Origin of the sequence: Amycolatopsis sp. A133 (assembly GCF_031082405.1) — a bacterium.
GTDB lineage: Bacteria > Actinomycetota > Actinomycetes > Mycobacteriales > Pseudonocardiaceae > Amycolatopsis.
The window spans coordinates 118,655-140,994 of sequence record NZ_JAVHJU010000002.1 but is presented as its reverse complement, the minus strand read 5'-3'; the positions used below and the strand labels follow the sequence as shown (position 1 = coordinate 140,994).

The following is a 22,340-nucleotide window of genomic DNA, read 5'->3' as shown; positions in this document are numbered from 1 at the left end:
GGGCCCGGCCGGAAGCCGGCGGCCCCGAGCTGCCGGGCGCTCACCGGACACCCGGCCCCAGCTGGCCGCGCTGGGCGGCCTCCAGCAGCCGGTCCCGCAGGTCGCGGGCGTGGCGGCGGCTCACCGGGACGTCGCCGGCTTCGGTGTGGGCCAGCAGCCCTCCCGCGCTGTCACTGCGCAGCTCCAGCACCGCTCCGACGGCCAGCAGGAAACCCCGGTGCACCCGGCTGAACCCGGTGCCCTCCCAGTACTCCTCGAGCCGGGAGATCGGCATCCGCACCAGGTGCACCCCGCCGCGCGTGTGCAGGCGGACGTAGTCGCCGTGGGCCTCGACGAACAGGACGTCGTCGCGGCGGACGTACCGGGTCCGCCCACCCGACTCGACCGGCAGCGCGGCCATCGCGTCCGGGGTCGGCCGGGACGCCGGGGTCGCCATCCGCAGCACCTTCGCCAAGGCCGCGGACAGCCGTTCGGTGCGGACCGGCTTGAGCAGGTAGTCGACCGCGCCGATGCCGTACGCCGCCACCGCGTGGCCGTCGTGCGCCGTGACGAACACGATCACCGGCGGCTCGCTCAGCTTCGCCAGCAGGGACGCCAGTTCCAGGCCGTCGAGGCCCGGCATCGAGATGTCGAGGAACACCGCGTCGAACCGGTCGGCTTGAAGCAGCTTCAACGCCTTCAGCGCGTCACCCGCGCCGACGACTTCGCGGACTTCGGGCGCTTCGCGCAGCATGCGGCAGAGCTCGTCCAAAGCGGGCGGCAGGTCGTCGACGGCGAGCACCCGGAGCCCGGTCACGGCAGCACCCCCGGCTGGAACCGCGGTACCCGCACGATCACCCGCGTGCCCGCGCCGATCTCGGTTTCGACGGTGAGGCCGTACCACGCGCCGTACACGTCCCGCAGCCTTCTGTCCACATTGGCCAATCCCATACCTGCGGCATCGTCCTCGCCGGTGCGCCCGGCCAGGATGGCCGCGGCCCGCTCCGGGTCCATGCCGACCCCGTCGTCCTCGACGAAGATCACGCAGTCGTTCCCTTCCGCCTGTCCGTGCACCTGGACGTGCCCGGTGCCCGACCGCGGCTCGATGCCGTGCCGGATCGCGTTCTCCACCAGCGGCTCCAGCACGAGGTAGGGCACCGCGACGGCGAGGATCTCCGGCGCGACCCGCACCTGGACGCGCAGCCGTTCGCCGAGCACCGCCTTCTGCAGCGCCAGGTACGTCTCGATCGCGCGGAACTCCTCGGCGACGACGGTGTACTCGCCGTGGCGCGCCAGGCTGTAGCGGGTGTAGTCGGCGAAGTCGAGCATGAGGTCGCGGGCGCGGTCGGGGTCCGAACGCACCAGCGACGCGATGACGGTGAGGGCGTTGTAGACGAAGTGCGGCGACATCTCCGCCCGCAGCGCCCGCAGTTCGGCCTGCGCCGCCTGCTCCGCCGACGCCTCGAGCCTGCCCCGCTCGAGCGCCTGGACGACCAGGTCGGCGGCATGGCCGGCGACCGCGTCCCGGACGTCGCCGACGACCAGCAGGGCGCCCGCGAGCTCGTCGCGGACGTGCAGCGGCAGCACGAGGACGTCCGGCGCGGAACCGGGCTCCTCGGTGTGCAGCACGGCGTCGAGCACCGTCGCCACGACCGCGTCCGGCCCCGGCCGCCCGGACCACAGCAGCGACCCGGAGAGGTCGGTGAGGCCGAGCCCGGGGAAGCCGAACAGCCGGCGCAGGCGGTGCGCGGCGCGGCGGGCGGGTGTGCCGGACAGGCCGTCGCGCAGGTCGTCGGTGATGCGGCGGGCGGCGGCGAGCACCGGCAGCGGGTCGGCGTGGGACGCCGGGCGCAGGCGCAGCGCGGTCATCGAGCCTCCCTCGGCGGCTGGCGGGTAGATCCTACGGCCAGGCGGCGTCCTCCCGGTCGGCCAGCACCTGGGCGTGGCGGCGGAACCGGCGCCAGGTGCGGTAGTGGTCGATCGCGGTCAAGCCGCGCAGCAGGCTCGCGTTCGCCGGGTACGGCCGGTCCGGCAGCGAGATCCAGCCGGTCGTGCGGGTCTCCTTGACCGCCACCGGCACCGGCCGGAACGTGGTCGGGTCGAGGCCGTCGCTGTGCCGGACGACCTCGTCGAAGAACCACGCCGACGTGATCAGCGCCAGCACGCCGGGCGACGCCTTGAGCGCCTCCTTCAGCGGGCCCGCTTCCAGCAGCCGGAACGTCTGGTTGATCGCGGGCGCGGTGACGCCGTGGTCGTCGTAGGCGACCTCGCCCGCGTGCAGCGCCATCCGGAGCCGGATCCGGGCCCCGGGGTCGTGCGTGCGGTTGTGCCGGTGCAGCGCGACGGCGAGCGCGGCGGGCAGGAACTCGACGAAGAGCCCCTTCGGGATCTCCGGCGGGACGAGGACGAAGACGCCGTCGCCGCAGTCCTCGCGCCGGCAGGCCGCCCACGGGACGCCGGCGTCGTCGAACGCCCGGCAGAGCGCGCGGTACAGCCCTTCGCGCAACGCCAGCCGGTGTGGTGTGGTCCTGCGTTGGTCGCCGTAGCCCTCGACGTCCACGGCGAAGATCGTCCGGTGCAAAGCCGGCCGCTCGTACTTCATCGCACCCTCCCTGCGATCATGCATCTGAAAGTGCAGATGCATGTGCAGATGAGTGTGACGCGGAACACCCGTCCGGGTAAACGGGCTGTGCGGTGAGCGGTTCTCCCACCGCGGTGACCGGCAGCAGGTGTTCACCGGCGGTGAACACCCCTGGTCAGGGCCCTGGGAGCGGGTGTGTACCGCTCGCAGGGCTCTGACGGACGGGATCAGCAGCTCTGCTTGTAGAAGTACTGGGAGTTGGCGTCCATGTCCGCCTTGGTGATCGAGTGCAGCTCCGCGGTGAGGGTGCGCGTCACCGGCTTGCCCTCGATCGCCGCGACCGCCTGCTGGACGCCCTGGGTGCCGATCGAGGCCGGGTCCTGGGCGATCAGGGCCTGGTACTGGCCGTTCTTGAGGCCTTCGACCTCGGACGGGCTCGCGTCGAAGCCGATCAGGTTGACCGCGCCGACCTTGCCCGCGTTGCGCAGGCCGGTCGCCGCGCCTTCACCCGTGTTGAGGTTGGTCGCGAAGATGCCGATCAGGTCCGGGGTCGACGACAGCGCCGCCGTCACCTTGGACGCCGCCTGGTCGGGCTCGTTCTGGGTGAACTGGACGCCGATCGACTTCAGGTTCGGGGTGTTCTTCAGCTCGTCCTCGAAGCCCTTCGCGCGGGCCGCCGTGGTCGAGGTGCCGGCGATCGTGTCGAGGACGAGCACCGAGCCGCTCTTGCCGTTCGCGAGCTTGGCCATCGTCTGGGCCGCGAGCTTGCCGCCCGAGGCGTTGTCGGAGGAGACGGACGACGCGGCCACGCTCGTGTCCTTCAGCGACGTGTCGACCTCGACGATCTTCGCGCCGCGCGCCTTCACCTGCTGGATCGGCGCGAGCATCGCCGTGTCGTCGGTCGGGGCGATGAGCAGCGCGGCCGGCGGGTTGGAGCCGAGGGCGTTGACGAGCTGGGTCTGCATCGCCGCGTCGAACTTCTGCGGCGCCTGCGTGGTCAGCTCGTAGCCGAGCTTCTTCGCCTCGGCCTGCGCGCCGCACTGCAGCGAGATGTAGAACGGCTCGGCCTGCACACCCGGGATCAGCGCCAGCTTCTTGCTGCCGGCCGGCTTGGCGGAATCGCCGGACCCGGTCTGCCCGACCGTGCCGGACCCGCACGCGGTGAGCAGCGCGGCGGCCGAGGCCAGCGCACCGACGGCCGCGAAAGTCTTGGTGAGTTTCATAAGCACCTCTTTGTACTCGGGGGAACTCAGCGGGAGTTGCGTTGACGGCGGCGCCGCTGGTCGAACCAGACGGCGGCGATCAGGACCGCACCGACGGCGATCATCTGCCAGAAGTCCTGGACGTGCGTGATGTTGAAGCCCTTCTTCAGCACGGCCGGGATGAACACGCCGATCACCGTGCCCAGCACCGAACCGACGCCGCCGAACAGGCTCGTGCCGCCCATCACGACCGCGGCGATGGCGTTGAGGTTGTCGGTGGTGTGCGCCGAGATCGTGGTCGACGCGTAGTACGCCAGCGAGAGGAACCCGGCGATCCCGGCCAGGAAACCCGTCAGCGTGTACACCTTCAGCAGGTGCCGCGTGACGCCGATGCCGGCGCGCCGCGCGCCCTCGGCGTTGGAGCCGACGGCGAAGGTGTACCGGCCGAACTTCGTCGTGTGCAGCAGCCACGCGCCGATCAGCGTGATCACCACGGCCACGATGACCAGGTTCGGCACGATGCCGAACGACGTGCCGTAACCGAGGGTCTGGTTGAGCGCGACCGGCACGCTGCGCACGTCCGACCCGTTGTTGAGCAGGTAGGCCGCGCCGAGCGCCGCACCCATCGTGCCGAGGGTGACGATCAGCGGCGGGATCCCCGCCACCGCGATGAGGAACCCGTTGACCAGGCCCCACGCCGTCCCGGCGACGACCGCGGCGACCAGGCCGGCCGTGATGACGCCCCAGCCGGCGTTCGACGCGTTGCCGCCGGACATCGCCTCCATGACCTTGCCGGCGACCATGCCGGCGAAGATCAGCACCGAGCCGACGGACAGGTCGATGCCGGAGGTGATGATCACGAACGTCATCCCGACCGAGAGCACCAGCAGCACGGCCGTCTCGATGAGCAGCGTCTGGAAGGTGAACAGCGTCGCGAACTCGCCGGGGGCGATCGCGCTGAACACGATGATCAGCGCCACCAGGACCAGCGCGATCCAGAACGTGTTGGCGCCGGCCAGGCGTTTGCCCAGCGGCCGCTTGCCGAAGCCCGCTTCGGGCGACTCCTGGATTTCCTTCGCGGGGGTCGACACGGTCACGCGGCCTCCTCTTGCACGAGCGCGCCGGTCATCGCCGCGACGAGGTCTTCGAGCTTCGTGTCCGTCCCGGTGAACCGGGCGACGCGCTTGCCGAGCCGCAGCACCTCGACGCGGTCGGCGACCGAAAGCACCTCGGGCATGTTGTGGCTGATCAGCACGACGGCGATGCCCTTGTCGCGCACCTTCTTGATGACGTCGAGCACACGCTCGCGCTGCACGACCCCCAGCGCCGCGGTCGGCTCGTCCATGAACACGACCTTCGACGCCCACACGACCGAGCGCGCGACCGCGACGCTCTGGCGCTGGCCGCCGGACAGCGAGCCGATCGGGACGTCGGTGCTCTGCAGCGTGACGCCGAGGCGCTGGAACTCTTCGACCGCCTGCCGCCGCATCTCGGCCTTGTCGAGCATGCCCAGCTTGCCGAGGATGCCCTTGCGGTGGATCTCGCGGCCGAGGAACAGGTTCGCCGCCGGGTCGAGTTCGGGTGCGACGGCGAGGTCCTGGTAGACGGTCTCGATCCCCAGCCGCCGCGCGGTGGTCGGCGAGTCGAAGCGCACTTCCTCGCCGTCCAGGAGGATCTTCCCCGACGTCGGCTGCTCCGCGCCGGAGAGGCACTTGACCAGCGTGGACTTGCCGGCGCCGTTGTCACCGATCAGGGCCGTCACCTCACCCGCGCGCGCCTGGAACGACGCGCCGCGCAGAGCTTCGACGGAACCGTAGTGCTTGGTGAGGTCGATCGCGTCCAGGAGGATTTCGCTCATCCGTGCCTCTCTTCCGGCGCCGGCGGCCGGCAGCGGATCACCGTCGCCGTGCCGGACAGCTCGGTCTGGCCGGCGTCGAACGGGACGACGTAGGTGTCGCCCTTCGCCAGCGCGTACTCGCCGCCGTGCTCGGTCCGCAGGGTGCCTTCGCCGTCGAGGACGACCAGCACCGCGAACGACGGATCGAGTGACAACGTTGTCGCCTCGTCGGTACGCAGCTGGTCGGCTCGGAAGAACCGCTCCGATCCGCCGGCCAGCAGGTCCACAGTGGACGAGCGGTCGCCCGCGGTGCGCTTGATGATCGTCTCGAGCCGGTCGGTGTCCCAGCCGGAGGTGTCCAGCGCCTCGATGGCGGTGTCGAAGCCGAGGCCGAGGTGGCCCTTCTCCGGCGACGCGAGGAAGTCGCGCCACTCGATGGTGAGCGAGAAGTCCGTCGGCTGCTGCAGTTCGACGACGAAGACACCCTCGCCGATCGCGTGCGGCAGCCCGGCCGGGATGTAGACGGTGTCGCCGGCGGTCACCGGAACGCTGTTCAGCGCGCCCAGCATCGACGGCACGTCCTGCTCGCGCGTCCACTCGGACACCGTCGCCTTCGACAGCGTCTCCTTGAAGCCCGGGTAGACGCGCGGGTCGTCGCCGTAGGTGCCGACCACGATCCACGCCTCGGTCTTGCCGAAGTGGGAGTCGAAGTGCCGCTTCGCGAACGTGTCGTCGGGGTGGAAGTGCACGGGCAGCCGCTGGCCCGCGTCGAGGAGCTTCACCAGCAGCCCGGTCGACGTCCCGAGCGCCTCGACGTGCTTCGCGCCGAGCCAGCCGGTCGCGTTCGCGACGACCGTGTCGCGCAGCCAGGCGCCGTCCGGGAGCCGGGTCAGGCCGTTGGTCTCCTGGCCGAACATGGTGCTCACCGAGGCGACCCAGTCTTCCGGGCCGAACTTCTTGTCCGGCGACGCGCCGCGCAGCGCCGCGATGGCGTCGCCGCCGCGGTAGAACTGCGGCGGCTGGTTGGCGGGGAGCCGGATCGGTTCGAGGGTCACGGGGCGACCTCACCGGAACCACGGGCGACGAGATGCACGGGCAGGACTACCTTTCTCGGCGGGGACTGATCTCCCTGTACTCGGGCGAACAGCAGTTCGGCCGCGGCGTGGCCCAGCGCGCTGACGTCGTGCGCGACCACGGTGACCGGCGGGTTCAGCAGGTCCGCCAGCTCGAAGTCGTCGAACCCGATCATCGCCGGGCGGTGTTCGGCGTGCGCGAGGGCGCGCAGGAGGTGCACGGCGACCCGGTTGTTGCCGGCGACCACCGCGGTGGCCGCGTCCGGGCCGTCCAGCAGCCGCTTGACCGCGTCGCCGACCGCCTCCGGCGTCGGTGTCCCCATCGAGATCAGCGACTCGTCGTAGGAGATCCCGTTGCGCACGCAGCCCTCGCGGAACCCGCGCAGGCGCTCGGCCGCGGTGAAGATGTCCGGGCTGTCGCCGAGGAACGCGATCCGGCGGTGCCCGTGCCGCGCCAGGTGCGAGACGGCTTCGATGGTGCCGCCGAGGTTGTCCACCAGCACGGTGTCGGCCACGATGTCGCCGGCCGGCCGGTCGATGAACACCACCGGCGTGCCCGCGCGCATCTCCGGCACCAGGTAGCCGTGCTGGAGCCCGGCCGGGACGACGAGGATGCCGTCCACCCGCCGCGCGCAGAACTCCAGGACGAGCTCGCGCTCGCGGTCGGAGTTCTCTTCGGACGAGCCGGTGAGCACCTGGCGGCCGAACGAGGTCGCGATGCGCTCGACCGCGCGGTTCAGCTCGGAGTAGAAGGGGTTGCCGACGTCCTCGACGATCAGCCCGATGGTGCCGGTGGTCGACCCGCGGCGCAGGTTGCGCGCGCCCAGGTTCCGCCGGAAACCCAGCTGCTCGATGGCCGCCATGACCCGCTCGGCGGTGTCCGGGTGCACCGCCGGTTCGTCGTTGACCACGCGCGAAACGGTCTTGATGCTCACGCCCGCGAGCCGGGCCACGTCGCTCATCGTGGCCCGCCTGCTGGCGGTGCGCGTGCTGCCGTCACGGTCCCGGCCGGGGGGAGACAACGTTGTCATAGTGACCGGGATTGAACGCCACGACCCGGTGGCTTGTCAACGCCTCCTGCGTGGATTGTGCCGATTCGGCTACTGACGGCGTAGGACAGACGGCTGATGACGCTGTCCGGAAGCGGACAGGTCTTGACGGGACCCCTTGACGATCCGGTGAACCGCTGCCCAAGGTGGCCCGGTTCGACCGACTGCGCGACAAGGTTGTCATGACACACCGTTTCTGGTCGCGCTGACGAGGTGAAAGGCGATGGCCATGGCGCGATTGCGCTTCAGAGCCGGTTTGACCTTTTTGACACTGGCGGTGACCGCAGCGGTGGCTCCCGCTGTGCCCGCTGCCGCGGCTACCGGCACGGATTTCGCGAAGTGGGTCAACCCCTTCGTCGGCACCCGGCCCGGTGGCGCCGACCACGGCACCGGGGGCGGTGCCGGCAACACGTTCCCGGGCGCGGTCGCGCCGTTCGGCATGGTCCAGTGGAGCCCGGACACGGTGAAATCCCAGCCCGGCGGCTACTTCTACGACGACAACGCCTTGACCGGGTTCAGCCTGACGCACCTTTCCGGCGCCGGCTGTTCGACCTATCAGGACATCCCGTTCATCCCTTATGTCGGTGAAGTGACGACTTCCCCGGCGACCGACCCGGCCCACTACACGTCGAAGTTCTCGCACGCCAACGAACACGCGACCGCGGGCGCCTACGACGTGACCCTCGACAGCGGAGCGAAGGTCGAGCTCAGCGCGACCCAGCGCACCGGCTCGGCGCGGCTGACCTACCCGGCGGGCGCGTCCTCGACGCTGCTGGTCAACACGTCCGGCTCGGTCAACGGCACCGACGACGCGTCGATCACCATCGGCAAGGACACCATCAGCGGCTGGGCCGCGAGCGGCCGCTTCTGCGGGGCCCGGAACAGCTACCGCGTCTACTTCTCGGCGAAGTTCGACACGCCGTTCGAGTCGATCGGCACCTGGAAGAACGGCGCCGTGACGCCGAACAAGGCCGCCGAAACCGGCGGCGCCAAGGCGAAGGTCGCGCAGCCCAACGGCGTCGACGCCTCGATCGCGCGCCCGGCCAAGGCCGCGCCGCAGAACACCACCGTCAGCGGCCCGGGCAGCGGCGGGTACGTCACCTTCGCGAACCTCAACGGTGCCCAGGTGAACGTCCAGGTCGGACTGTCCTTTGTGTCCGTCGACGGCGCGAAGGCCAACCTCAAGGCCGAGAACACGAAGAAGTCCTTCGACACCGTGGCGGCGGGCGCGCGGAAGGCGTGGAACGACCAGCTCGGCAAGATCGCCGTCACCGGTGGTTCCGACGCGGACCTGACGACGTTCTACACGTCGCTGTACCACTCGCTGATCCAGCCCAACGTGTTCTCCGACGCGAACGGGCAGTACATCGGCTTCGACGGCCGGATCCACACGGCCGACAAGAACCACGCGATGTACACGAACTTCTCCGGCTGGGACATCTACCGCTCGGAGGTCCCGCTGCTGGCGACGATCGCGCCGCACGAGACGTCGGACATCGTCCGGTCGATGATGGCCTACGCCGAACAGGGCGGCTCGTGGGACCGCTGGACGGTCGCGAACGACTACACCGGCGTCATGAACGGCGACCCGTACCACATCATCGTCTCCAGCGCGTACGCGTTCGGGGCGCGGGACTTCGACGCCCAGAAGGCGTTGCTGCTCATGATCAAGGGCGCGACCCAGCCGACGCAGGGCTACACCGAGCGGCCGGGCCTGGACGACTACCAGAAGCTCGGTTACGTGCCGGGCGCCGGCGCGGACACCCTGGAATACACCAGCGCCGACTTCTCCATCGCCCAGTTCGCGAAGCGGCTCGGCGACAGCGCGACGTACACGACGTTCATGAAGCGCGCCCAGAACTGGCAGAACCTCTACAACCCGGGCACCGGGCACCTGCAGCCGCGCAACGCGGACGGCTCGTTCGCCGGCACCTACGACCCGGCCAGCTCGCAGGGCTGGGTCGAGGGCAACGGCGCGCAGTACGAGTGGATGGTGCCCTACGACCTCGGCGGCGTCGTGACGGCGTTCGGCGGGAACACCGCGACCCAGTCCCGGCTGGACACCTTCTTCACCCAGCTGAACGCGGGCACGCAGGAGCCGTACGCCTTCATGGGCAACGAGCCGAACTCCAACGCGCCCTACGTCTACTCGTACGCGGGCGCGCCGGCCAAGACCCAGGCGATCGTGCACCGTTCGATGGACGACCTGTACAACCCTCGTCCCGAGGGCCTGATCGGCAACGACGACCTCGGCCAGATGTCGGCCTGGTACGTGTGGTCCGCGCTCGGCATCTACCCGGAGATCCCGGGCCGCGCCGAGACGCTGCTGGTCACCCCGCGCTTCGAGCACGCCGTGCTCACCACCGGCGCGGGCAAGAAGATCACGATCAACGCCCCGGGCACCGGCGACTACGTGGGCAGCCTGAAGGTCAACGGCGGTGCGGCCGCGAAGGCGTGGCTGCCGGAGGGCCTGATCTCCGGCGGTGGCACGCTCGACTACACCCGCTCCGCCACGGCGACCGCGTGGGGCAGCGCGCCGGCCGACGCGCCGCCGTCGTTCCGCGAGCAGGAGAAGCCGAGCCTGTCCTTCGTGGACCCGGCGCGGGCGGTGACGCCCGCGGGGTCGACGTCGAAGGCTTCCGTGGGCGTCCAGGACCTGTCGGGCACCGCCCGGACCTGGACCTACAGCGCGGGCAGCGTCGACGGGATCACGCTGACGCCGTCGACGGGCACCATCGCGGTGCCCGCCGCGGGCAAGGCGCAGGCGGAGCTGACGGTTTCGGTCCCCGCGGGGCTGGCCGACGGCGCCCGCCGCATCCCGGTGACGTTCTCCGCGCCCGGCCTGGCCTCGTCGCAGGCCGTGCTCACGGTGCTCGTGGCCCAGCCGAACAGCTGGCTGGCCACGGTGAACAACGCCGGCATCTCCCCGGACGCGAACTCCGGTGCGGCCAACTTCGACGGCGGCGGCTGGAGCTACTCGGCCGAGGCCCTCGCCGCGGCCGGCGCCACCCCGGGCGGCACGGTGACCAGTGACGGCATCAAGTTCACCTGGCCGGCGTTCCCGGCCGGGGACCCGGACAACGTGGTCGCCGGCGGCCAGACGGTGAACGTCACCGGCTCCGGGCGGCTCGCGCTGCTCGGCTCGGCGTCCAACGGCAACGCCTCGGGCACGCTGACCGTCACCTACACCGACGGCAGCAAGTCCACCGCGACCATCGGGTTCTCCGACTGGACCCTCGGTGGCGGCGGCGCCCAGCCGTCGTTCGGCAACCGCATCGTCCTGTCGACGCCGTACCGCAACGCTTCGGGCAGCGACCCGCAGCAGATCCGGACGATGGTGTTCGGCACCAACCCGATCACCCTGGACGCGGGCAAGACCGTGGCCAGCGTGACGCTGCCGGACAACGTCAGCGGCGGCGCACTGCACGTGTTCGCGATCGGCATCGGCGCATGAGGCGCAAGGTCCTGGCGAGCGCACTGACGCTCGCCGCGGCGGCGACGGTGGTCAGTCCCACCGTCGCCGCCGCGGCCGGCGGCGACGCGCTGGACGCCGTCAACACGTTCATCGGCACGCAGGACGAGGGCAACACCTTCCCGGGCGCTTCGGCGCCGTTCGGGATGACGCAGGTCAGCCCGATCACCTCGCACTACGCCGGCTACCGCTACACCGACACCGCGATCCGCGGGTTCGGGCACTTCTTCCTGTCCGGTGCGGGCTGCTGGGAGCAGGGCGGCCTGGTCTCGACGTTGCCGACGACCGGGGAAGTGGGGCCCGGCAAGGCGTTCGACACGAGGGCGGCTGTGACATTCGACCAGAAGCAGTACGCCTCGCCGTTCACCCATGACGGCGAAGTCGGCAAGCCCGGCTACTACAAGGTCCGCCTGACCGGCTACGGCGGCGTCGACGTCGAGACGACCGCGGCGACGCGGGCGGGTGCCGAGCGGTACACCTTCACGAAGCCGGGTGACGCCAACGTCTTCGTCAACGTCGGGCAGGCCAACGACAAGGAACCGGTGACGGGCAGCAGCATCCGCGTCGTCGACGACCGGACCGTCGAGGGCACCGTGGAGTCGCAGGCGTTCTGCGGCGGCAAGGCCTACACGACGTACTTCACGACGAAGTTCGACAAGCCGTTCAAGGCGTTCGGCACGTGGTCGCCGACCGGCGGCACGCCGGGCTCGCGCTCCTCCGAAGGCGGTGCGGGCCTGCGGGGTGCGTGGCTGACCTTCGGCGGCGGCGGCCAGGTCACCGCCACCACCGCGATCTCCCAGGTGGACGCGCAGGGCGCGCGCGTGAACCTGGCCTCGGAGCACATCCGCTCGTTCGACTCGGCGAAGGCCGACGCCCAGCGCAGCTGGCGACGCGAGTTGTCCTCTGTGGACATCAAGGGCGGGACACCCGACGATCGCACGGTCTTCTACACCTCGCTCTACCACGCGCTGCTGCAGCCGCTGACCGCGAACGACGCCGACGGCCGCTACTACGGCTTCGACAAGAAGATCCACCGCGCGGTCGGGTGGACCTACTACGACTTCTTCTCGCTGTGGGACACCTACCGCACGCAGAACCAGCTCCTGGCGCTGCTGCGGCCGGGACGGGCGCGGGACATCGCGAAGAGCATCCTGGCGATCCACGACCAGGGCGGCTGGCTGCCGCGGTGGGCGTACGCGAGCCAGGAGACGAACACGATGACCGGCGACCCGGTCACCCCGTTCCTGGTGGACCTCTGGCGCTTCGGTGCGTTGTCGGGCAACGAGCTGCGCGCGTACGACGCCTTGCTGCAGAACTCGCGGGAGATCCCGCCGGCGTCGTCGCCGTTCCAGGGCCGCTCCGGCAACGCCAGCTACCAGCAGGACGGGTTCGTCCAGTACGACCCGGACTTCCCGAAGAAGGGCCAGGACACCGATCCGAACCACGGCGCGTCGGCCACCTTGGAGTACGCGCTCGGTGACTGTTCGCTGTCGGTGATGGCGGCCGCGCTCGGCAAGAAGGACGACGCGGCGGCGTTGGCGGCGAAGGGCCGGACCTACCGGACGCTGTGGGACTCCACCCAGGCCGATCGGGGCTTCACCGGCTTCTTCCGGCCTAAGGTCCACGGCGGCGCGTGGTTCTCACCCGCGGACAAGCCGTACAGCCCGCAGAGCCAGGACGGCTTCCACGAGGGCACGGCCTGGCAGTACCAGTGGCTGGTGCAGCAGGACGTGCCCGGCCTGGTGCAGCGGATGGGCGGCCCCGCGGCCACCGGCAAGCGCCTCGACGACTTCTTCGCCTACGACGAACTGGTGAAGGACCCGGCGAAGGCGGTCCGCGAGAACTGGGTCGTCGGCCCGTACGACTACTACGACCAGTTCCGCTACAACCCGAACAACGAGCCCGACCTGCACTCGCCGTGGATGTACGCGCTCACCGGGCAGCCGGCGAAGACGTCCACGGTCGTGCGGTCCGCGCACACGCTGTTCACGAACGCGCCCAACGGCGTCACCGGGAACGACGACCTGGGCACCATGTCGGCCTGGTACGTCTTCAGCGCGCTGGGGCTCTATCCCGCCGTCCCAGGGACTGGGAACTTCGTGCTGAACACTCCGCGGTTCGCGAAGTCCGTGGTGCACCTGGAGAACGGGAAGGACATCAGGATCCAGGCGCCCGGCGCGGACGGGGCGAAGCTGCAGTACGTCTCCGGCCTGAAGGTCGGCTCGAAGGCCAGTGACCGCGTTTACGTCGGCTTCGATCAGCTGAAACGCGGCGCCACGCTGGACTTCACCCTCACCACCGACGCCGCGAAGGCGACGTGGGCGACGTCACCGTCGTCCGCTCCGCCCTCGCCCTGCGCGGGGTAGCGACCGGCGCTCACGGCCGTGGTTCAGACCACAGTGGACCACGGCCGTGAGCATCGTCACGGGCCCCGGTGTTCCCGTGAGGGCCGTCACGCCTCACACTGGGTATCACCACGTCCGACATCGCCGTTGACGTACCAGGCAGTCCGCCTTGGACGGTGCACGTCGGGCGTTTTCGTGTGTGAGACCAAAGTGGTGAGACCCCACAGGAGGAAGAAGTGTCCAGCAAGGCCGCTTATGCGTTCCGCGTGGCCGCAGTAGCCGAAGCTCTCTCGTGGGCCGCGCTGCTGGTCGGGATGTTCCTCAAGTACGTCGTCCACTCCTCCGGCGAGGGCGGCGTGCCCGTCCTCGGCATGGTGCACGGCGTGGTCTTCGTCCTCTACGTGGTGATCTCCCTGTCCGTGGCGAAGCCGCTCGGCTGGCGCCCGAAGACGCTGGTGCTGGCCCTGCTGGCCAGCATCCCGCCGCTGTTCACGTGGCTGTTCGAGAAGTGGGCGCTGCGCAACGGCAAGCTCGACGGCCCGCAGCGGCTGTCCCACGGCGGTGTCGGCCTGTTCCAGGCGAAGGAACCGGTCGCCGTCTGATCCCGGTATGTGAGAAAGGGCCCGCGCTCGCCGAGTGCGGGCCCTTTCCGTTCACTCGCTGAAGTCCCCGGCGGCGCGGCGCACCTTCGTCAGCAGGTCGGTCAGCTGCTCGGTCTGCCGCTCGGTCAGCCCGCTCAGCCCGAAGTCGATGGCGGTGACGGCTTCGGTCGCGGCCTCGCGGCGCGCCCGGCCCTCGTCGGTGATCTCCACCAGCGTCGTGCGGCGGTCGGTCGGGTGCGGAACCCGCTTCACGAGCCCGTCGCGCTCCAGGCGGTCCACTATGTTGGTGACACTGGTGGGGTGCAGCTGGAGCCGCTCGCCCATCACCCGCATCGGCAGGCTGGCGCTGCGGGCGAAGGTGAGCAGCACCAGCGCTTCGTACCGGGCGAAGGTCAGGCCGTGCGGCTTGAGCGCGCCGTCCACCGCGGACTGGATGATCTGCTGGACCCGCATCACCCCGGTCACCGCGGCCATGGTCCCGGAGGGCCCGATCCGGTCCTCCCAGATCCTGGCCGCGCGGGCGATCGGGTCGAACGGCAGCGGACGGTTCATGACACGCGAAGTTACCAGCGGGTACCGGCGGGTGTCGCACGACTGGCGGAAATGACCACCGAAGAAGGGACTTCCGAGCATGATCGTCGCGTTCAGCGTGAGCCCGTCCGGCGGGGACCCCGACGGCGGGGTGAGCGAAGCCGTCGCCCGTGCGGTGAAGGTGGTCCGTGAATCCGGGCTCCCCAATTCGACCAACGCGATGTTCACGAACATCGAGGGCGAGTGGGACGAGGTGATGGACGTCGTCAAGCGCGCGGTCGAGGCCGCCGGCGAGGGCTCGGCCCGCGTCGGCCTGGTGCTGAAGGCGGACATCCGGCCGGGCTTTTCCGACCAGCTCGAAGCGAAGGTGGAGCGGATCGAGGCCCACCTCCGCGACTCCTGACCTGTGCCGAGCGCCCCAATGTGGCGTTGGTTGCGTCCAGCGCACCCAATGTGGCGTTCGGTGCGTTGGACGCACCGAACGCCACATTGGGGCGCTTGGGGCGCTGGGGGCTAGGGGAGGGGCGGGGTGAAGGCGACCGTCCAGCGGCCGTCTTCGCTCGTCACCGCCAGGGGGTAGCTGAACGGCTTGCCGTCGCCGAGGGCCCCGGAGACGGTCGCGCGGGTCGGTGAGCCGGCGTCGGGGCCGAGCTCGACGCGCACGTCGTGGGCGCCGCGGTCGGCGAGCACCGAGACGTAGTCCTTCGCGAAGTCGTCGCCGCCCGAGCCGGGGTAGTCGAGGAGGCCGGCGAAGGCGTCGGCGTCGTGGCCGGTGAGCGCGGCGGCGAGCTTGTCGCGCAGTTCGCCGGGCGAGGCCGCGCCCGGGTCCGGTTCGTGCACGATGAGCAGCGTCACCGCGCCGATCCAGACCACGGCGGCGGCGATCGAGAGACCCACCTTCACGTCACGCCGGATGTGCACCCGGCCGAGCCTGCCCCAGCGGTGCCGTCCTGCCAAGCGGACGGGCCGGGACGAGCCCCGAAACCGGCGCGTGGGCTCGCGCACCCGCCGGATTCCGCCCGCCGAGCTGCCCGCGGCTTCAGAACCCGGGCCCCCGCGCCCCCGGCTGTCGAGACCGGAGCTCGCCCTCCCGAAGGGGGCCGAGCAAGCCGGACCGCCGCAGCTGCCGGGCACCCGGCGAAACCTCGACTTGACGCCAAGGCCGCCCCGGAACCGGCGGTCGAGCAAGCCGGACCGCCGCGACGGCCGACCACCCGGTGAAACTTCTCCGGCGCCCGTGCCAGGATGGAACCGTGACACAACCACGCGGATCTGCAGCGAAGTCAGCGGCCTTGTCCGCCGCCCTTTCCGGCGCGGTCGACCTGTCCGCGCTCAAGGCCCGCGCCGAAGCGGCGCAGAGGCAGCCGGCCCCGTCCGCCGGCCCGGCCGGTGGCGAGGGGCCGCCGCCGCGGTCCGCGCCGGGCGATGCCGTGATCGATGTCACCGAGGCCACCTTCCAGGCCGAGGTCGTGGAGCGGTCCCTGCACCAGCTCGTGGTCGTGGACCTGTGGGCCGAGTGGTGCGGCCCGTGCAAGCAGCTGTCCCCGGTCCTGGAGCGGATGGCCGCCGAGTCCGGTGGCGCGTGGGTCGTGGCGAAGGTCGACGTCGACGCCAACCCGCGGATCGCGCAGCTGTTCGGCGCGCAGTCCATCCCGACGATCGTCGCCATCGCCGGCGGCCAGCCGGTCGACGCCTTCTCCGGCGCCCTGCCCGAGCCCGAGATCCGCAAGTGGATCAACGCGCTGCTCGACGCCCTGCGCGACAAGCTGCCGGGGATCCGCGACGCGGAGGCGGCGGGCGGCCTGGCCGAGGAGCCGGAAGACCCGCGCTTCACCGAGGCGGAAGAGGCCTTCGAGCGGGGTGACTTCGCCGCGGCGCAGGCCGCCTACGAGCGCATCCTCGACGTCGAACCGGCCAACGAGCTGGCGAAGAACGCCCTGGCCCAGGTCAAGTTCACCGCCCGCGCCGAAAGCGCGGACCCGGAGGCGCGCGCGAAGGCCGACGCCGACCCGTCCGACCTGGCGGCCCAGCTCGACGCGGCCGACCTGGACATCGCGGAGAACGACGTCGAGGCGGGCTTCAAGCGCCTGATCGACGCGGTCCGCCGCACCGCGGGTGAGGACCGCAACCGGGTCCGTGAGCACCTGGTGGCCCTGTTCGACCTGTTCGACCCGGCCGACGACCGGGTCATGAAGGCCCGGCGCGACCTCGCGAGCGCCCTCTTCTAGGAACGCACGAAAAAGGCCCCCACCGCGGTGGGGGCCTTTTTCATGAAGCTAGGCGTACTGCTTGGAGCAGACCGACGAGCCCTCGAGGTACCCGCGACGCAGCGCCTCGACCCGGTCGAAACCGCTGTCCGGGCGCTTGCCGTTGACGTCCGCCGAGACCAGGCTCTCCGGCTGCAGCAGGTCCGCGATGGCCTCGTCGAGGTCGCCCGCCGAGAGGCGCAGGTCGCCGGGGCGGTTGGTGAACGCCGCCCACGCACCCACCAGGCAGGCCGTGCGCAGGCCCGCGTTGGCGTTGTCGATCGACGCGCCGACACCCTTCTGGATGCCCAGCGCGTACCGCGCCGCGACCTCCGAGAACGCCGCGAAGTCGCCCATGCCGCCCGGGTCCTCGCCCTTCATCTCGGCCTCGCGGTCGATCGGCTGGGCGAGCTGGGCCAGCTTGGTCAGGTCGATGCTGACGGTGTTGTCGTCCGGGCAGTACGACGCCGGCGGCGTGGTCTGGCAGCTGCCGCCGTCGGTGATCTCCGGCGCGGCCACCCCGGCGCCCTTGAACGCCTCGTCGAGGCTCTTCTTCAGCAGCTCGACGGTCTGGGCGGTGAACTTCGCGTCGCCCTTGCCCTTGTCACCCCGGTCGAACGGGCGCTCGGTGAGCCGCGCCTTGACGTTCTCGGTGTTCATCGCCGCGCACTCCTTCGGGCCCTTCTCGAACCCGGTCTGGAACGCGTAGGTGCGGTCGAACGCCGTTCCGTGCGCGCCCTTGTCGGCGGCGCTGGTGCCCGCCTGGTCGCGGATCAGGAACATCGACGCCATCACCTGGTTCAGGCCCTCGGACGTCGACACGCGGTAGTACTTGCTCTTGTCCTCGGCGACCCAGCGGAAGTAGCCGCCGGCGAAGCAGTCGGCCTGCTGCTCCTTGACCACGGTCGGGGTGCTCTTGGCGATCCCCGCCTTGTCGCCGAGCCGGTACTGCACGGCGTGGCCGAACTCGTGCGCGAGCACCACGACCACCGACATCGGGCCGAACCGCTGGCGCAGCATCGGCAGCAGCACGCCGCGGTCCCACGCCACCGAGTCGTCGACCGGGCAGTAGAACGCGTTCACGAGCTTCTTCACGCTGCCGCAGCCGGTCTCTTCGGTGTCGCTCTGCGCGTCGTAGGACAGCAGGGACTTGACCGGCTCGAACTGCTCGCCGAAGTTGGCCGGCAGCATCTCGCCCCAGTAGGTCTGGACGTCGTCGATCGCCGCGGTGGCGAGCTTGTCGTCCTCGCCGCCGTCGGCGTTGCGGACGTCCAGTTTCGGTGTCGGCGCGTCCGGCTTGAGGCCGCTCTCGAAGTGCGTCACCGGCAGCCCGGAGACCGAGCCCGCGCCGGTGTCCTTGGCCGGGTCCCCGCTCGCGCCGCCCTTGTCGTTGCAGCCGCTCACGGCCACGGCCGCGACGGCCAGCAACGCGACCAGCGCGCGCCGCCCTCCCCCTGGGATCATCTGTTCACTCGCTCTCGTCCCCACCCGTACCGACGGGCAGGACCCTACCCAGGGCATTCGCGGAGCGTGCACGTTATCCCCGAACTGATGAGACTTGTTCAGCCGTCGGCCGCCGCATGACTTTCGCGCTGATCGGCGGTGTGCGGGCGGGGCGCGGCGGCCTGACCAGAACAAGCCTCACTCCCTGCGCAGGGCGGGCCACGGCCCGATATCGTCGCTTCCCATGCGTGCAGTCCGCCGGTTCACCGTCCGCGCCAGCCTCCCGGAGTCCCTTTCCGGCCTCGGCGCGCTGGCCACCAACCTGCGCTGGACGTGGCACCCGCCGACGCGCGACCTCTTCGCGTCGATGGACGCCGAGCTCTTCAACGCCGTGCGCGACCCGCTGCGGATGCTCACCGCGCTGCCGCCGGCCCGGCTCGACGAGCTCGCCGTCGACGACGGCTTCCTCGCCCGCGCCCGCGCCGCGGCCGAGGACCTGGAGAAGTACCTGTCCGAGCCGCGCTGGTACCAGCGCCGCGAAGACCCCGAACTGCCGCCCGCGGTCGCCTACTTCTCGATGGAGTTCGGCGTCACCGAAGCGCTGCCGAACTACTCCGGCGGCCTCGGCGTGCTGGCCGGCGACCACCTCAAGGCCGCGTCCGACCTGGGCGTGCCGATGGTCGGCGTCGGGCTGCTCTACCGCAACGGCTACTTCCGGCAGTCGCTGTCGCTCGACGGCTGGCAGGTCGAGCACTACCCGGTGATCGACCCGAACGCGTTCCCCCTGGAGCTGCTGACCGCCGGCGGGCGGCCGGTGCTGATCGGCGTCGCCATGCCCGGCGGGCGCGACCTGTGCGCGCAGATCTGGCAGGCCCGCGTCGGCCGCGTGCCGCTGCTGCTGCTGGACACCGACACCGAGGCCAACGACGAAGACCTGCGCGGCGTCACCGACCGCCTCTACGGCGGTGACGCCGACCACCGGCTGCGGCAGGAGATCCTGGCCGGCATCGGCGGGTTCCGCGCGGTGCGGAAGTACTGCGAGCTGACCGGGCACCCGCAGCCGATGGTGTTCCACACGAACGAGGGCCACGCGGGCTTCCTGGGCCTCGAACGCGCCCGCGAGATCGTCCAGGCCGACGGCCTCGCGTTCGACGAGGCCATGCCGGCGGTCCGGGCCGGGACGCTGTTCACCACGCACACCCCGGTCAGCGCGGGCATCGACCGGTTCCCGGTGGACCTGGTGCAGCGCTACTTCAACGACGGCCGCCTGGTGCCCGACATCGACCCGCGGCGGGTGCTCGCCCTCGGCGCCGAGGACAACCCCGGCCTGTTCAACATGGCGCACATGGGCCTGCGGCTGGCGCAGCGCGCGAACGGCGTGTCCCAGCTGCACGGACGCGTCACCCGGAAGATGTTCTCCCGGCTGTGGCCCGGCTTCGACCACGACGAGGTGCCGATCTCGTCGGTGACGAACGGCGTCCACGGCCCGACGTGGGTGGCGCGCGAGCTGAGCACGCTGCTCGGCCGCGAGTGGGGCCTCGACGTCGGCGAGGGGCCGTTGCGCGACGGCGTTTCCGACGCCCAGCTGTGGGAGCTGCGGCGCGAGCTGCGCGAGAAGCTGGTGCACGAGGTCCGGCGCCGGGTGCGGGCGGCGTGGCTGCAGCGCGGCGCGTCGCCGCTGGAGCTGGGCTGGGTGGACTCGGTCTTCGACCCGGACGTGCTGACCGTCGGGTTCGCCCGCCGCGTCCCGACGTACAAGCGCCTGACGCTGATGCTGCGCGACCCGGAGCGCCTGCGCACGCTGCTGCTGCACGAGGAGCGGCCGATCCAGGTGGTCGTGGCCGGCAAGTCGCACCCGGCCGACGAGAACGGCAAGCAGCTGATCCAGCAGATCGTCCGGTTCGTCGACGGCGCGGACGTGCGGCACCGGATCGTCTTCCTGCCCGACTACGACATGTCGATGGCGCGCTACCTCTACCGCGGCTGCGACGTGTGGCTGAACAACCCGGTGCGGCCGCTGGAGGCGTGCGGCACGTCGGGGATGAAGTCGGCCTTGAACGGCGGCCTCAACCTGTCCATCCGCGACGGCTGGTGGGACGAGTGCTACGACGGCAGCAACGGCTGGGCGATCCCGACCGCGGACGGCGTCACCGACCCGCTGCGCCGCGACGACCTGGAGGCCGCGGCGCTGTACGAGCTGCTCGGCCAGCAGATCGCGCCGCTGTTCTACGACCGCTCCGACGGCGGCGTGCCCACCGGCTGGCTGTCGATGGTGTGGCACACGCTGGAAACCCTCGGCCCGCGCGTCCAGGCGTCCCGGATGGTCCGCGAGTACGTCGACAACGGCTACCTCCCGGCCTCCCGCACGGTCGCGGCGGCGACCGGCGACGGCTATCGCGGCGCGCTGTCGCTGGCGGACTACCGCACGAAGCTCGAGGTGTCGTGGCCGCGGGTGCGGATCTTCGACTCGGAGCTGCTGGTGGAGGCGACCGAGCCGCTGGTGGTGGGCACCGAGGTGACGATCAGGGCCCGCATCGACCTGGCGAGCCTCGAGCCGTCCGAAGTGGACATCCAGGCGGTGGTCGGCCGCGTCGGCGACGACGACGAGCTGCACGACGCGGTGACGGTCCCGATGACGGCCGACGGCATCGGCGCGTTCGCGGCCCGGGTGAAGCTGCCGCGCCCGGGAGCGATCGGGTACACGGTCCGGGTCCTGCCGAGGCACGGTCTGCTGGCGACGCCCGCGGAGCTGGCGCGGGTCGTCCTGGCCTGAGGTCATCACCCGCGCCCGGGCGGCGACGGCGCGGAAGCGGACTGAGCGCTCCGGTGCGCCCAGGCGTTTCCGGTGGGCCGCCGGCTCCTGGCGCAGCTCGTCGCGGTACTGCGCCGGTCCACGCCAGGTCGGCCGGCCACGCCGGCCTGGAGCTGCTCCAGCCCGGAAATCACGCCGCGCGCAACGCTGAGCGAAGCTAAGTTGTAGGCATGCGCTTCGGAATGTTCGTCCCGCAGGGCTGGCGGCTGGACCTGGCCGGCATCGCTCCCGCGGACCACTGGAAGACCATGCTCGGCCTCGCGAAACACGCGGAGGCCGGGCCCTTCGAATCGATCTGGGTCTACGACCACTTCCACACCGTGCCGGTCCCGACCGAGGAGGCCACGCACGAGGCGTGGTCGCTGATCTCGGCGTTCGCCGCCTCGACCGACACCATCCGGCTCGGGCAGATGTGCACCTGCATGGGCTACCGCAACCCTGCCTACCTGGCGAAGGTCGCCGCGACCGCCGACCTCATCTCCGGCGGCCGGGTCGAAATGGGCATCGGTGCCGGCTGGTACGAGCACGAGTGGCGGGCCTACGGCTACGGCTTCCCGTCCGCCGGCGAGCGGCTCGGCCAGCTCGACGAAGGCGTCCGCATCATGCGGGACCTCTGGACCACCGGTACGTCTACTTTGGACGGGAAGCACTACCAGACCGATGGGGCGATCCTGCGGCCGCTGCCGCCGCAGGAGGGCGGCATCCCGCTGTGGATCGCCGGCGGCGGCGAGAAGAAGACGCTCCGGATCGCCGCGAAGTACGCGCGCTACACGAACTTCTACCCCGAGCCGGAGACGTTCACGCGCAAGTCGGAGATCCTCGCGGCGCACTGCAAGGACGTCGGCACCGACTTCGACGCGATCGTGCGCTCGGGCAACGTCAGCGTCGTCCTCGGCGAGACCGAGAAGGACGTCCAGGAGAAGGTGGCCTGGCTGAGGGCGCACTACGCGAAGTACGTCCCGGAGGAGGAGGCCGAGCGGGCGATCGCCACCTTCGCGAGCGGCCCGACGGTCGGCACGCCGGAGCAGGTCGCCGAGCACCTCGCCGCGCTGGGCAGGCGCGGCATGTCGTACGCGATCCTGAACTTCCCGGAAGCCGCGTACGACCGCGCCGGCATCGACCTGTTCACCGAGCACGTCGCCCCGGCGTTGGCCGGCTGAACTGTCGG

Annotated in this window: 18 protein-coding genes; 7 read left to right on the top strand and 11 right to left on the bottom strand. The window is 71.0% G+C overall.

Annotated elements, in window-relative coordinates; all coding sequences use genetic code 11:
- Positions 1-40: 40 nt before the first annotated feature.
- The 8 genes from Q5425_RS02510 to Q5425_RS02475 all read right to left on the bottom strand — a co-directional run bounded on the left by Q5425_RS02510 (position 41) and on the right by Q5425_RS02475 (position 7,634).
- Positions 41-796 (bottom strand): LytTR family DNA-binding domain-containing protein, encoded by a 756-nt coding sequence (locus Q5425_RS02510; RefSeq protein WP_308670409.1) that lies wholly within the window; start codon positions 794-796, stop codon positions 41-43.
- The gene (locus Q5425_RS02505; protein WP_308670408.1) at positions 793-1,848 is read right to left on the bottom strand and encodes a histidine kinase; all 1,056 of its coding nucleotides are present in this window, start codon (positions 1,846-1,848) and stop codon (positions 793-795) included. The genes Q5425_RS02510 and Q5425_RS02505 overlap by 4 nt, the downstream gene beginning before the upstream one ends.
- A gap of 31 nt (positions 1,849-1,879) precedes the next feature.
- Positions 1,880-2,581, bottom strand: coding sequence for a hypothetical protein (locus tag Q5425_RS02500; protein ID WP_308670407.1), 702 nt, complete (start codon positions 2,579-2,581; stop codon positions 1,880-1,882).
- A 206-nt stretch (positions 2,582-2,787) separates the two neighbouring features.
- A complete protein-coding gene (locus tag Q5425_RS02495; protein WP_308670406.1) occupies positions 2,788-3,783 on the bottom strand; it encodes an ABC transporter substrate-binding protein in 996 nt (331 codons plus the stop codon).
- Between the two features lie 26 nt (positions 3,784-3,809).
- On the bottom strand, positions 3,810-4,859 hold the full coding sequence (locus Q5425_RS02490) for an ABC transporter permease (RefSeq protein WP_308670405.1): 1,050 nt from the start codon (positions 4,857-4,859) through the stop codon (positions 3,810-3,812).
- Complete coding sequence (locus tag Q5425_RS02485) at positions 4,856-5,620, bottom strand: ATP-binding cassette domain-containing protein (protein WP_308670404.1); 765 nt, start codon at positions 5,618-5,620, stop codon at positions 4,856-4,858. Before Q5425_RS02485 ends, Q5425_RS02490 begins: the two co-directional genes overlap by 4 nt.
- A complete protein-coding gene (locus Q5425_RS02480; RefSeq protein ID WP_308670403.1) occupies positions 5,617-6,654 on the bottom strand; it encodes a class I mannose-6-phosphate isomerase in 1,038 nt (345 codons plus the stop codon). The genes Q5425_RS02485 and Q5425_RS02480 overlap by 4 nt, the downstream gene beginning before the upstream one ends.
- Positions 6,651-7,634: a LacI family DNA-binding transcriptional regulator gene (locus tag Q5425_RS02475; RefSeq protein ID WP_308670402.1), complete on the bottom strand. Its 984-nt coding sequence runs from the start codon at positions 7,632-7,634 to the stop codon at positions 6,651-6,653. Before Q5425_RS02475 ends, Q5425_RS02480 begins: the two co-directional genes overlap by 4 nt.
- A gap of 316 nt (positions 7,635-7,950) precedes the next feature.
- Here Q5425_RS02475 and Q5425_RS02470 point away from each other — a divergent pair, with 316 nt between their 5' ends.
- The 3 genes from Q5425_RS02470 to Q5425_RS02460 all read left to right on the top strand — a co-directional run bounded on the left by Q5425_RS02470 (position 7,951) and on the right by Q5425_RS02460 (position 14,140).
- The gene (locus Q5425_RS02470) at positions 7,951-11,175 is read left to right on the top strand and encodes a GH92 family glycosyl hydrolase (protein WP_308670401.1); all 3,225 of its coding nucleotides are present in this window, start codon (positions 7,951-7,953) and stop codon (positions 11,173-11,175) included.
- The gene (locus tag Q5425_RS02465; RefSeq protein ID WP_308670400.1) at positions 11,172-13,559 is read left to right on the top strand and encodes a GH92 family glycosyl hydrolase; all 2,388 of its coding nucleotides are present in this window, start codon (positions 11,172-11,174) and stop codon (positions 13,557-13,559) included. Before Q5425_RS02470 ends, Q5425_RS02465 begins: the two co-directional genes overlap by 4 nt.
- 215 nt (positions 13,560-13,774) lie before the next feature.
- Positions 13,775-14,140, top strand: a complete 366-nt coding sequence (locus Q5425_RS02460) for a DUF3817 domain-containing protein (protein WP_308670399.1) — start codon at positions 13,775-13,777, stop codon at positions 14,138-14,140.
- A gap of 51 nt (positions 14,141-14,191) precedes the next feature.
- Here the strand turns inward: Q5425_RS02460 and Q5425_RS02455 are convergent, their stop codons facing one another.
- Entirely contained in the window at positions 14,192-14,692 is a 501-nt protein-coding gene (locus tag Q5425_RS02455; RefSeq protein WP_308670398.1) for a MarR family transcriptional regulator, read from the bottom strand.
- A gap of 79 nt (positions 14,693-14,771) precedes the next feature.
- On the opposite strand from Q5425_RS02455, the gene Q5425_RS02450 reads away from it, so the two are divergent.
- The gene (locus Q5425_RS02450) at positions 14,772-15,074 is read left to right on the top strand and encodes a thiamine-binding protein (RefSeq protein ID WP_308670397.1); all 303 of its coding nucleotides are present in this window, start codon (positions 14,772-14,774) and stop codon (positions 15,072-15,074) included.
- A gap of 110 nt (positions 15,075-15,184) precedes the next feature.
- On the opposite strand, the gene Q5425_RS02445 is transcribed toward Q5425_RS02450, so the two are convergent.
- Complete coding sequence (locus Q5425_RS02445; RefSeq protein ID WP_308670396.1) at positions 15,185-15,592, bottom strand: hypothetical protein; 408 nt, start codon at positions 15,590-15,592, stop codon at positions 15,185-15,187.
- 332 nt (positions 15,593-15,924) lie between these two features.
- Between Q5425_RS02445 and Q5425_RS02440 the strand changes: the two genes are divergently transcribed.
- Entirely contained in the window at positions 15,925-16,899 is a 975-nt protein-coding gene (locus tag Q5425_RS02440) for a tetratricopeptide repeat protein (protein ID WP_308670395.1), read from the top strand.
- Positions 16,900-16,947: 48 nt separating this feature from the next.
- Here Q5425_RS02440 and Q5425_RS02435 read toward each other — a convergent pair whose 3' ends face one another.
- Complete coding sequence (locus tag Q5425_RS02435) at positions 16,948-18,381, bottom strand: neutral zinc metallopeptidase (RefSeq protein WP_308670394.1); 1,434 nt, start codon at positions 18,379-18,381, stop codon at positions 16,948-16,950.
- A 223-nt stretch (positions 18,382-18,604) separates the two neighbouring features.
- Between Q5425_RS02435 and glgP the strand changes: the two genes are divergently transcribed.
- Positions 18,605-21,133: an alpha-glucan family phosphorylase gene (gene glgP / locus Q5425_RS02430; protein ID WP_308670393.1), complete on the top strand. Its 2,529-nt coding sequence runs from the start codon at positions 18,605-18,607 to the stop codon at positions 21,131-21,133.
- A gap of 209 nt (positions 21,134-21,342) precedes the next feature.
- The gene (locus Q5425_RS02425) at positions 21,343-22,332 is read left to right on the top strand and encodes an LLM class F420-dependent oxidoreductase (protein ID WP_308670392.1); all 990 of its coding nucleotides are present in this window, start codon (positions 21,343-21,345) and stop codon (positions 22,330-22,332) included.
- Positions 22,333-22,340 lie beyond the last annotated feature (8 nt).